General features: G+C 64.0%; 11 protein-coding genes. 7 read left to right on the top strand and 4 right to left on the bottom strand.

Annotated features, from left to right (window positions below; translation table 11 throughout):
• The first annotated feature begins 99 nt into the window (after positions 1-99).
• Complete coding sequence (locus ABC383_RS00755; protein WP_413011079.1) at positions 100-540, top strand: hypothetical protein; 441 nt, start codon at positions 100-102, stop codon at positions 538-540.
• A 9-nt stretch (positions 541-549) separates the two neighbouring features.
• On the opposite strand, the gene ABC383_RS00750 is transcribed toward ABC383_RS00755, so the two are convergent.
• Positions 550-1,422 (bottom strand): S-methyl-5'-thioadenosine phosphorylase, encoded by an 873-nt coding sequence (locus ABC383_RS00750; RefSeq protein ID WP_413011077.1) that lies wholly within the window; start codon positions 1,420-1,422, stop codon positions 550-552.
• A 23-nt stretch (positions 1,423-1,445) separates the two neighbouring features.
• Positions 1,446-2,432: a serine/threonine protein kinase gene (locus ABC383_RS00745; protein WP_413011075.1), complete on the bottom strand. Its 987-nt coding sequence runs from the start codon at positions 2,430-2,432 to the stop codon at positions 1,446-1,448.
• A 71-nt stretch (positions 2,433-2,503) separates the two neighbouring features.
• Here ABC383_RS00745 and ABC383_RS00740 point away from each other — a divergent pair, with 71 nt between their 5' ends.
• From ABC383_RS00740 to ABC383_RS00730, 3 genes are all read left to right on the top strand, one after another.
• Complete coding sequence (locus ABC383_RS00740) at positions 2,504-3,226, top strand: UPF0149 family protein (protein ID WP_413011073.1); 723 nt, start codon at positions 2,504-2,506, stop codon at positions 3,224-3,226.
• 126 nt (positions 3,227-3,352) lie between these two features.
• The gene (locus tag ABC383_RS00735; protein WP_413011071.1) at positions 3,353-4,846 is read left to right on the top strand and encodes a DUF4331 domain-containing protein; all 1,494 of its coding nucleotides are present in this window, start codon (positions 3,353-3,355) and stop codon (positions 4,844-4,846) included.
• 10 nt (positions 4,847-4,856) lie between these two features.
• Positions 4,857-5,099, top strand: coding sequence for a hypothetical protein (locus tag ABC383_RS00730; RefSeq protein WP_413011069.1), 243 nt, complete (start codon positions 4,857-4,859; stop codon positions 5,097-5,099).
• A gap of 95 nt (positions 5,100-5,194) precedes the next feature.
• Here ABC383_RS00730 and pcaF read toward each other — a convergent pair whose 3' ends face one another.
• Together pcaF and orn are read right to left on the bottom strand one after the other, a co-directional pair.
• Positions 5,195-6,400 carry a 3-oxoadipyl-CoA thiolase gene (pcaF, locus tag ABC383_RS00725; protein ID WP_413011067.1) on the bottom strand — a complete coding sequence of 402 codons (1,206 nt, stop codon included), beginning with the start codon at positions 6,398-6,400 and terminating at the stop codon, positions 5,195-5,197.
• A gap of 102 nt (positions 6,401-6,502) precedes the next feature.
• Positions 6,503-7,090, bottom strand: coding sequence for an oligoribonuclease (gene orn, locus ABC383_RS00720; protein WP_413011065.1), 588 nt, complete (start codon positions 7,088-7,090; stop codon positions 6,503-6,505).
• Positions 7,091-7,136: 46 nt separating this feature from the next.
• On the opposite strand from orn, the gene ABC383_RS00715 reads away from it, so the two are divergent.
• From ABC383_RS00715 to argF, 3 genes are all read left to right on the top strand, one after another.
• Positions 7,137-8,405 carry a M48 family metallopeptidase gene (locus ABC383_RS00715; protein ID WP_413011063.1) on the top strand — a complete coding sequence of 423 codons (1,269 nt, stop codon included), beginning with the start codon at positions 7,137-7,139 and terminating at the stop codon, positions 8,403-8,405.
• A complete protein-coding gene (rsgA, locus tag ABC383_RS00710; protein ID WP_413011061.1) occupies positions 8,402-9,295 on the top strand; it encodes a ribosome small subunit-dependent GTPase A in 894 nt (297 codons plus the stop codon). The genes ABC383_RS00715 and rsgA overlap by 4 nt, the downstream gene beginning before the upstream one ends.
• Positions 9,296-9,414: 119 nt before the next feature.
• Positions 9,415-10,335, top strand: a complete 921-nt coding sequence (gene argF / locus ABC383_RS00705) for an ornithine carbamoyltransferase (protein WP_413011059.1) — start codon at positions 9,415-9,417, stop codon at positions 10,333-10,335.
• Positions 10,336-10,364 lie beyond the last annotated feature (29 nt).

Raw genomic sequence — 10,364 nt, 5'->3', positions numbered from 1 at the left:
GCGGTTCACGACGGCGCCCCTTACAAGCAGGCAAACCTCATGGATCGCCGGAAACCGGCCCCGTGCTGCAACAACATCCATGCGTGAGGAAAAATGAACATGACTATCAAGACCAGGCTGACCGAACTACTGCAACTGGCACCACATGATGCGACGCTGGGGGAGACGCCCGGCAAGGCCACGACTGTCGGGAACAGGACTGACGCCCTGCAGGAGTCTTCCGCGCAAAATGCCATCCTGCTGGATTGCGCCGACCTTGCCGCCGGCGGCAAGGCGCTGATCGACGACAGCATGCTCGTCCTTTCGGACGAAGACATCCATGGCATCGTCGGCGGTTCGATCGCATTGGAAAGCGCAAACGACATGACGTCTGCGTTTTATGAGCAGGAGGCGCGTACACAAGCGATTAACCGCATGCGAAGCCAGGGTTACAGCGAAGAAGTGATCAACTCGCTCGTCAATGGCCCAGACAATCCACCCAAGGGACTGGTGCTCACCTCCAACAACATCGATGCCAGCCTGATCAACAAGCGCCGTTGATTTCCTGATTCACCGATATTTGCGCAGCAACGGCAGCAGCTTCTCCCTGGTCGCCTCCGGCATCGCGGCCGGCGGCGTCACCAGTGCCTGCTTCAACGCATCATGCGCCTTCGACGCCGGCGCATTGGCCGCCAGCCGGCGCACGCAGGCGCGCAGCACATTCTGTGCGTTGGCGGCGTTATGCATCAGGTTGGCGATCGCGATCTCGGCCGTCACCGCGTCATGTCCTTCATGCCAGCAGTCGTAGTCCGTCACCAGCGCCAGCGTGGCATAGGCAATCTCGGCTTCGCGCGCCAGCCGCGCTTCGGGCATGTTGGTCATGCCGATCACCGAGGCATCCCACGAGCGGTACAGCCGCGACTCGGCCAGCGTCGAGAACTGCGGTCCCTCGATGCAGACATAGGTGCCGCCGCGATGCAGCGCCGCCGCGGGCAGCCCGCAGTCCGCATGGGACTCGGCCAGCACTTCCGACAGCGCCGCGCATACCGGATGGGCCATGCTGACGTGGGCCACCGCGCCATCGCCGAAGAAGGTGCCGGCGCGGTGCCGCGTCAGGTCGATGAACTGGTCCGGCAGCACCATGTGGCGCGGCGCCATCACTTCCTTGAGCGAGCCGACCGCCGATACGGAGATCAGGTAATCGACGCCCAGCGACTTCATCGCCCAGATATTGGCCCGGTACGGCAGGTCGCCCGGCAGCGTCGAATGGCCACGGCCATGGCGCGCAAGGAAGGCGACCGGCACGCCGTCGAGCAGGCCGGTGACGATGGCATCGGACGGCTTGCCGAACGGCGTATCGAGCAGGACTTCACGCGTCTCCGACAGGCCCTCCATCTTGTACAGCCCGCTGCCGCCGATGATGCCAAAACGTATCGCTTCCATAGTGCTCCGTGTCAAAGTTGCAGTCATGCCGGCCACAGTGGCGGCTCGGCCATCAGCGCCACCTGCTCCCGCAGTTCGAGGATGCGGTCCTGCCAGTAGCGCTGGGTATTAAACCAGGGAAAGGCTGCCGGAAACGCCGGGTCGTCCCAGCGCCTTGCCAGCCAGCCCGAATAATGAATCAGCCGCAGCGTGCGCAGCGCCTCGATCAGATGCAGCTCGCGCGGATCGAATTCGCAGAAGTCCTCATAGCCTGCCAGCAGGTCCGACAATTGCCGCACCATGTCGGCCCGTTCGCCGGAGAGCAGCATCCACAGGTCCTGCACCGCCGGACCGTTGCGGCTGTCGTCGAAGTCGACGAAGTGCGGACCATCCGGGGTCCACAGCACATTGCCGACATGGCAGTCGCCATGCAGCCGCAGCAGGCGCGCCTCGCCGGCCCGTTCATAGCAGCCGCGCACGCCGTCCAGCGCCTGGTCGACCACGCTGCGCCAGGCCGACAGCAGTTCGGGCGGGATGAAGTCGTGGGCCAGCAGGAAGTCGCGCGGCTCGATGCCAAAGGTATCCTGGTTCAGCGCCGGCCGCAGCTGGTAGGGTTCGAGCGCGCCCACCGCATGGATGCGGCCCAGGAAGCGGCCCATCCATTCCAGCGTGTCGCGGTCGTCGAGTTCCGGCGCGCGGCCGCCGTGGCGCGGAAACACCGCAAACGCAAAGCCGCCGTGGTGATGCAGCGTGGCGCCGTTGATGCGCGATGCCGGCACCACCGGAATTTCCCGCGCAGCCAGTTCGTCGACGAAGGCATGCTCTTCCAGTATCTGCGCATCGCTCCAGCGATGGGGCCGGTAGAACTTGGCCACCACCGGCGGACCGTCTTCCATGCCGATCTGGTAGACCCGGTTTTCATAGCTGTTCAGGGCCAGCAGGCGGCCATCGCTGTACAAGCCCAGCGTATCGAGCGCATCGAGCACGAGGTCGGGCGACAGCGTGGCGTAGGAGGTGGCGGAGGGATTCATCCGCGCATTCTACGTTGGTCACGCGCGAACGGTTAAACTAGGCGCCCCGCTTCTCTCTCATTTCAAACGCCATGCATCTGGATGAACCGCTTTCCGACAAGGAATTCAACGAACTCGACACCTTCCTGCTCTCGGACCGCTGCGGCGACGACTGCATGACCATGGATGCGCTGCACGGCTACCTGACCGCCCTCGCCATCGGCCCGCAGGAAGTGCCGTTTGCCGAATGGCTGCCGCGGGTCTGGGGCGCCACGCCCGAGGATGCGCCCGACTTCAAGAACGACAAGGAAGCCCAGCGCATCACCACGCTGATCGCGCGCTTCATGAACGAAGTGGCGATGACCTTCGAGGTGGCGCCCAAGGAATTCGAGCCGCTGTTCTGCGAGCACCAGTGGAATGGCCGCACGGTGCTGGATGGCGAGGCCTGGGCCTGGGGCTTCTGGGAAGGCATGCAGCTGCGCGCCGACGCCTGGCAGCCCATCTATGAATCGCCGCTGGCGCCGCTGCTGCGGCCGATCTACCTGCTGGGCGCGGAAGAGATCGAGGAAGAGGAACTGGCGCTGGTCGACGATCCGGGCAAGTGCCACAAGCTCACCATCGAGATCGAAGCGGCGATACCGCACATCCACAAATTCTGGGCGCCGCTGCGCAAGTCGGCAGTGACCACGGTCAGGCACGAGACCGCCGCGCCGGGCCGCAATGACGTCTGTCCCTGCGGCAGCGGCAAGAAATACAAGAAGTGCTGCGGCGCTGCTTCGGGGCCGGACAAGGCCGGGCAAGCCGACAAGGATTGATTGAAAACAAACGCCGGACGGGTCGCGAAAAATAGTTGAATCCGATCGGCCGACCCTTGCATACAAGTCATCACAGCGTTCCGTTGTGCCGAACCCGTTCGGCTCCATCCAACCGAGGAGATGACCATGCGACTTGCCCTGCCCTTGCTGAAAACCACCTTATTGGCCGCTGCCGTGGCCGGCGCATTTGCGGTGCCGGCCGTCGCGTCCAGCCACCGCGAAGGCCCCTACATTACCGGCGCGCCCAAGGTGGACGGCACCGACTTCTACATGTTTCGCAGCTACGAGAGCGGGCGGCAGGACTACGTGACGCTGCTGGCCAATTACATTCCGTTCCAGGATCCGCAGGGCGGCCCGAACTTCAACCAGTTCGATCCCAACGCGCTGTATGAGATCCACATCGACAACAATGGCGACGCCAAGGAAGACATCACCTTCCAGTTCCGCTTCAAGAGCACCTCCAAGCGCACCGCGCTGCCGGTCGGCGACAAGCAGGTGCTGATACCGCTGATCAATTCCGGCCCCGTCAATGGCATCAACCCGGCCAGCCTGAACGTGCGGGAAACCTATACGGTGGACATGGTGCGCGGCGACCGCCGCAGCGGCCAGCGCAGCAGCCTGACCAACCTGTCCGCCGGCGGCATGGAATTCGACAAGCCAGTCGACAACATCGGCGAGAAGTCCTTCCCGGGCGGCTATGCGGCCTATGCCAACCAGCACATCTACAACGTCGCCATCCCCGGCTGCGGCAATGGCCGCGTGTTCGTCGGCCAGCGCAAGGAACCGTTCTATATAGCGGTCGGCAAGATCTTCGACCTGGTCAACCTGAACCCGCTCGGACCGGAAGTCGGCGGCAACCGGAATGACCTCGAACAGAAGAACGTCAGCACCATCGCAATGGAAGTGCCGGCAGCCTGCCTGGCCGCCGCCGGCGACCCGGTGATCGGCGGCTACACCACCGCCAGCGTGCGCCAGGGACGCCTCGCCAATCCGGCCCCGGCCTCCGGCCTGGCCAATGCCAGCAAGGAAGGCGGCGCCTGGACCCAGGTATCGCGCCTGGGCATGCCGCTGGTCAATGAAGTCGTGATCGGCCTGGAAGACAAGGACCGCTTCAATGCCTCGAAGCCGCAGAACGACGCGCAGTTCGCCAACTATGTGACCAACCCGACGCTGCCCACGCTGATCCAGTCCCTGTTCCCGGCAGCCAAGGCGCCTACCAACTTTCCGCGCACCGACCTGGTAACCGTCTTCCTCAAGGGCATCAAGGGCGTGAACCAGCCGGCCAACGTGACCGCCTCGGAAATGCTGCGCCTGAATACCTCGATCGCCGCTACGCCGGCGGCCTCGCAAAGCCCGCTGGGCGTAGCCGCGGGCGACAACGCCGGCTTCCCCAACGGCCGCCGCCCGGCCGACGACGTGACCGACCTGTCGCTGCGGGTGGCAATGGGCGCGCTGTGCGTGCTGACCGGCGCGAATGATGCGCTGCAGGTGGGCTGCAAGCCGGCGGATGCGCCTGCCGGCGGCCTGGCGCTGACCGATGGCGTGCGCAAGACCGCGGCCGACTACCAGGCCACCTTCCCTTACCTGACGACGCCGCTGTCGGGTTCGTCCAACAACTAAGGAGCAGGCGATGATGAACAAGCGATCCTATGCCGCGCTGGCGCTGCTGCTGGCGCTGGCCGCCTGCGGCGGCTCCAGCAACGACCATGGCAGCGACAACGACGGCGGCCAGGCCGCCAATCCCGGCCCGACCGATGCCTTCGTTGCAAAGGTGCAGGCGATCATAGGCACCAGTTCGGACAACACCGAGCCGGAGTCGATCGACGCCATTGCCGTTACCACGCCGGAAACGACGGAGCCGGCGCCGCTGTAGCCGGCCGCAGTCCTCGGTGGACTCCGGCAAAAAAATGGCGCACTGCCTTATGCAGTGCGCCATTGCATGTCCGCCCGCTTATCCGGGCAATCGAGTTACACCCGCTCCAGCACGATCGCAATGCCCTGCCCCACGCCGATGCACATCGTGCACAACGCGAACCGGCCCCTGGTGCGATGCAGTTGCCGCACCGCCGTCATCACCAGCCGCGCGCCCGACGCACCCAGCGGATGGCCCAGCGCGATGGCGCCGCCATTCTGGTTCACCCGCGGATCGTCGTCCTGCAGTCCCCAGTCGCGCAGCACCGCCAGCGCCTGCGCGGCAAAGGCCTCGTTGAGTTCGATCACATCCATCTGGTCCATCGTCAGGCCCACCTGCACCAGCACCCGGCGCGCCGCCGGCGCCGGCCCCATGCCCATGACCCGCGGCGGCACGCCGGCGGTGGCCATGCCGAGCACGCGGGCGCGCGGCATCAGGGTGTACTTGTAAGCGGCCTTCTCGCAGGCCAGCAGCAGCGCGCAGGCGCCGTCGTTGACGCCCGACGCATTGCCTGCAGTGACGGTTCCTTCCGGCCCCAGCAGCGGCGGCAGCGCGGCCAGCGCCTCCAGCGTGGTGACGCGCGGATGCTCGTCTTCCGTCGCGATCAGCGGGTCGCCCTTCTTCTGCGCCAGCGTCACCGGCGTGATTTCCTCGCTGAAGAAACCGTCGTGCCGTGCGCGCACCACCTTCTGCTGGGAAGCCAGCGCAAAGCGGTCCTGGGCCTCGCGCTCGATGTTGAATTCGCGGGCGACGTTTTCCGCCGTCTGCGGCATCGATTCGGTGCCGTATTCCGCCTGCAGCAGGCGGTTGACGAAGCGCCAGCCGAGCGTGGTGTCATGGATTTCGGCATGCCGTGAAAACGGCGACTCGGCCTTGGGCATCACGAACGGCGCGCGGCTCATGGCCTCGACGCCGCCGGCAATCATCATGGTCGCTTCGCCGGCCCGAATCGCGCGCGCAGCCATGCCAACCGCATCCATGCCCGATCCACACAGCCGGTTGATGGTGGCGCCGGGCACGCCCACCGGCAGGCCTGCCAGCAGCGTGGCCATGCGGGCGACATTGCGGTTATCCTCGCCGGCCTGGTTGGCGCAGCCCAGCAGCACATCGTTCAGCTGCTCCCAGTCGACGCCAGGGTTGCGCACCATCAGCGCCGCCAGCGGAATGGCGGCCAGGTCGTCAGCGCGCAGCGTGGAAAGAATGCCGCCGTAGCGGCCGAAAGGCGTGCGGATCGCATCGCAGATGAAGGCAGGGGTAATCATGGCGCTCCAAAAAAATAGTGACTGTCGATAAGTTCCTATTCCCGGGCATGACGCATGTGCTGCTTCGGATGGACTGATGGGCGGGCCGCGGCCCGCCAGGGCTCATGCCTTGATGAAATGCTCGCGGTAGTAACGCAGTTCCTCGATGGACTCGATGATGTCGGCCAGCGCGGTGTGTTTCTGGTGCTTCTTGAAGCCCGCAATCAGTTCGGGCTTCCAGCGCCGGCAAAGTTCCTTCAATGTCGACACATCGAGATTGCGGTAGTGAAAGAAGTTTTCCAGCCTGGGCATGCCGCGCGCCATGAAGCGGCGGTCCTGGCAGATGGTGTTGCCGCACATCGGCGATTTGCCGGCCGGCACGAAGTGCTTCAGGAAATCGATCAGCGCGGTCTCGGCATCGCTTTCGCTGACGGTGGAAGCCTTGACACGGTCGATCAGGCCGGAGCGGCCGTGCGTGCCCTTGTTCCAGGCATCCATGCCGTCGAGGATTTCGTCGCTCTGGTGGATCGCAAACACCGGGCCTTCGGCCAGGATGTTGAGAAGGGGATCGGTGACGACCACGGCGACTTCGATGATGCGGTCGGTGTCGGGATTGAGTCCGGTCATTTCCATATCGACCCAGACCAGATTGAATTCATTGGGCCGTGCCGGAACGGCGGCCCGCCCGTCGACTTGGGTGGCTTGTGACATAATTTGTTTTTCCTCCGGTTTGTCCGCATTTTCTCACAGGCATAGCATGTCCACACACGGCTTTTCCATTTTGTTCATTGCGTTTCTGCTGGCCACGCTGGTAGTGCGCTGCTGGCTGCTGTGGCGCCATGTCCGCCATGTGCAAGGCCATCGCGGCGCGGTGCCGTCGCAGTTTGCCGAAAAGATACCGCTGGCCGCGCATCAGAAAGCGGCCGACTACACGGTGGCGCGCAGCCGCTTTGGCCTGATCACCCTGTTCGTCAACACCGCGGTGCTGGTTGGCTTCACGCTGCTGGGCGGGCTGCAATGGCTGTCGGTGGCCATCCTCAACCTCACCGGCCCCGGCATGACTTACCAGATCGCGCTGCTGGCCGCCTTCGCCGCCATCTCCGGCATCATCGACCTGCCCTTCGAGTACTACCGCAAGTTCGTGCTGGAAGCGAAGTTCGGCTTCAACCGCATGACGCCGGCGCTGTTCTTCTCGGACATGATGAAGAGCGCGGCGCTGGGCGTGCTGATCGGCCTGCCGCTGGTGTGGGTGATCCTGATGCTGATGGACAAGGCGGGCGACCTGTGGTGGCTGTATGCCTGGTTCGTCTGGAGCGGCTTCCAGCTGCTGATGCTGGTGCTCTACCCGACCGTGATCGCGCCGATGTTCAACAAGTTTACGCCGCTGTCCGACGACAGCCTGCGCGCGCGCATCGAAAACCTGATGCAGCGCGTCGGCTTCGCGTCCAAGGGCCTGTTCGTGATGGATGGCAGCAAGCGCAGCGCCCACGGCAATGCCTATTTCTCCGGCTTCGGCGCGGCCAAGCGCATCGTGTTCTTCGACACCCTGCTGGCGCGCCTGGCGCCGCAGGAAATCGAGGCGGTGCTGGCGCACGAGCTGGGCCATTTCAAGTTGAAGCACATCGTCAAGCGCATCGTCGTGATGTTTGCGCTATCGCTGGCGCTGCTGGCCCTCTTGGGCTACCTGAAGACGCAGGTATGGTTCTATTCCGGCCTGGGCGTGGACCCGATTCCCGGCGTACCCAATGATGCAATGGCGCTGCTGCTGTTCATGCTGGCGCTGCCGGTATTTACCTTCCTGTTCTCGCCGCTGACCTCGATCAGCTCGCGCAAGCATGAATTCGAGGCCGATGCCTTCGCCGCCAGGCACAGCAATGCGCAGGACCTGGTGTCGGCGCTGGTCAAGCTGTACGAGGACAATGCTTCCACACTTACGCCCGACCCGCTGCATTCGGCGTTTTACGATTCCCATCCACCGGCCACCGTGCGCATCAACCGGCTGCTGGCCAACGCAAGGACCGCATGAGCGCCGCCAGCGGAGTCATCATTGCGGCACATGGCCGCCATTACGTGGCGCAGGCAGGTTCGCAAAGGCTGCATTGCGTTACCCGCGGCAAGAAGAGCGATGTGGCGGTGGGCGACACCGTCACGCTGAAAATGACCTCGTCGGATCAGGCGGTGATCGAAGGCATAGAGGAGCGCCGCACCCTGCTCTATCGCTCCGACCAGTACAAGTCCAAGCTGCTGGCGGCCAACGTGACGCGCCTTTTGATCGTGGTGGCGACCGAGCCGGCGTTTTCCGACGACCTGATCTCGCGCGCGCTGGTGGCGGCCGAATCGGCGGGAGTCGAAGCCCACATCATCCTGAACAAGATCGACGTCACCGCCGCGCTGGAGAAGACCCGCGAGCGCCTGGCGCTGTATGCGGGCCTGGGCTACCCGGTGCACGAAGTCTCGGCCCGCACCGCGCCGGAGGAGGCGGTGGCGAAGCTCATGCCCGTCCTGCAGGGCCAGTCGAGCATCTTCATCGGCCAGTCCGGCATGGGCAAATCCTCGCTGATCAACCTGCTGGTGCCGGACGCCGACATCGCGGTGCGCGAAATTTCCGCCGCGCTCGATACCGGCAAGCACACCACCACCTTTACCCGACTCTATGCGATCGACGACGCCACCTCCGTGATCGATTCTCCCGGCTTCCAGGAATTCGGCCTGCACCAGTTGACCGAAGGCATGCTGGAGCGCGCCTTCCCGGAATTCGCGCCCTGCCTGGGCCATTGCCGGTTCTATAACTGCCATCACATCAGCGAGCCCGACTGCGCGGTGCTGGCCGGCGTGAAGGAAGGCCGTATCGCGCCGATGCGGCATGCGCTCTATGCGCAGCTGCGGCATGAGTCAATGCAGACAATCGGTTACTGACCTGCCAAAACACGGGAGTGCTGGCGCGCAGACAAGTGTCTTTTCGCAAAAAACTCACCTATAATCAGCAAATTGACGAACTCCGGCGGCAGGCGCCACCCTCGCCGCCGTTTTCATTTATGGCAATCAAACACTTTCTGCAATTCTCCGACTTCACGCTGGACGAGTTCGAGTACGTTCTTGAACGCGCTCGGCTGATCAAGCACAAGTTCAAGAATTACGAGCCCTACCATCCGCTGGAAGACCGCACCCTGGTCATGGTGTTCGAGAAGAGTTCCACCCGCACAAGGCTGTCCTTCGAAGCCGGCATGCACCAGCTGGGCGGCGCGGCCATTTACCTCAACACCCGCGACAGCCAGCTCGGCCGCGGCGAGCCGGTGGAAGACGCGGCGCAGGTGATGTCCCGCATGTGCGACATCATCATGATCCGCACCTTCGGCCAGGACATCATCGAGCGTTTCGCCGCCAATTCGCGCGTGCCGGTGATCAATGGCCTGACCAACGAGCATCATCCCTGCCAGGTGCTGGCCGACATCCTCACTTATATCGAACACCGCGGCAGCATCGCCGGCAAGACGGTGGCCTGGATCGGCGACGCCAACAACATGCTGTATTCCTGGCTGCAGGCGGCGCAGGTATTCGGCTTCCACCTGAACGTGTCCACGCCAGCCGGCTACGACATCGACCAGACCCTGGTGGCGCAGGACAACGACCGCTATACCGTATTCGCCAACCCATCCGACGCCTGCCAGGATGCCGACCTCGTCACCACCGACGTCTGGACCAGCATGGGCTTCGAGGAAGAGAATGCCGAGCGCCTGAAGGCCTTTGACGGCTGGATCGTCGACAGCGCCAAGATGCAGCGCGCCCGTCCGGATGCGCTGTTCATGCATTGCCTGCCGGCCCACCGTGGCGAGGAAGTGTCGGCCGAAGTCATCGACGGTCCGCAGTCGGTGGTCTGGGATGAAGCGGAAAACCGGCTGCATGTGCAGAAAGCCCTGCTCGAATACCTGGTGCTGGGCCGCGTGTCTGCGCAGTAATTTATTGATACCCCTGTTTTAAAGAAAGC

The organism is Noviherbaspirillum phoenicis (assembly GCF_047237965.1).
Classification (GTDB): domain Bacteria; phylum Pseudomonadota; class Gammaproteobacteria; order Burkholderiales; family Burkholderiaceae_D; genus Noviherbaspirillum_A.
This window is presented reverse-complemented; position numbering and strand designations above follow the sequence as displayed.

Coding starts and splice junctions, on each gene's coding strand:
- ABC383_RS00755 (WP_413011079.1), top strand. CDS start 100: ATGACTATCAAGACCAGGCTGACCGAACTACTGCAACTGGCACCACAT.
- ABC383_RS00750 (WP_413011077.1), bottom strand. CDS start 1,422: ATGGAAGCGATACGTTTTGGCATCATCGGCGGCAGCGGGCTGTACAAG.
- ABC383_RS00745 (WP_413011075.1), bottom strand. CDS start 2,432: ATGAATCCCTCCGCCACCTCCTACGCCACGCTGTCGCCCGACCTCGTG.
- ABC383_RS00740 (WP_413011073.1), top strand. CDS start 2,504: ATGCATCTGGATGAACCGCTTTCCGACAAGGAATTCAACGAACTCGAC.
- ABC383_RS00735 (WP_413011071.1), top strand. CDS start 3,353: ATGCGACTTGCCCTGCCCTTGCTGAAAACCACCTTATTGGCCGCTGCC.
- ABC383_RS00730 (WP_413011069.1), top strand. CDS start 4,857: ATGATGAACAAGCGATCCTATGCCGCGCTGGCGCTGCTGCTGGCGCTG.
- pcaF (WP_413011067.1), bottom strand. CDS start 6,400: ATGATTACCCCTGCCTTCATCTGCGATGCGATCCGCACGCCTTTCGGC.
- orn (WP_413011065.1), bottom strand. CDS start 7,090: ATGTCACAAGCCACCCAAGTCGACGGGCGGGCCGCCGTTCCGGCACGG.
- ABC383_RS00715 (WP_413011063.1), top strand. CDS start 7,137: ATGTCCACACACGGCTTTTCCATTTTGTTCATTGCGTTTCTGCTGGCC.
- rsgA (WP_413011061.1), top strand. CDS start 8,402: ATGAGCGCCGCCAGCGGAGTCATCATTGCGGCACATGGCCGCCATTAC.
- argF (WP_413011059.1), top strand. CDS start 9,415: ATGGCAATCAAACACTTTCTGCAATTCTCCGACTTCACGCTGGACGAG.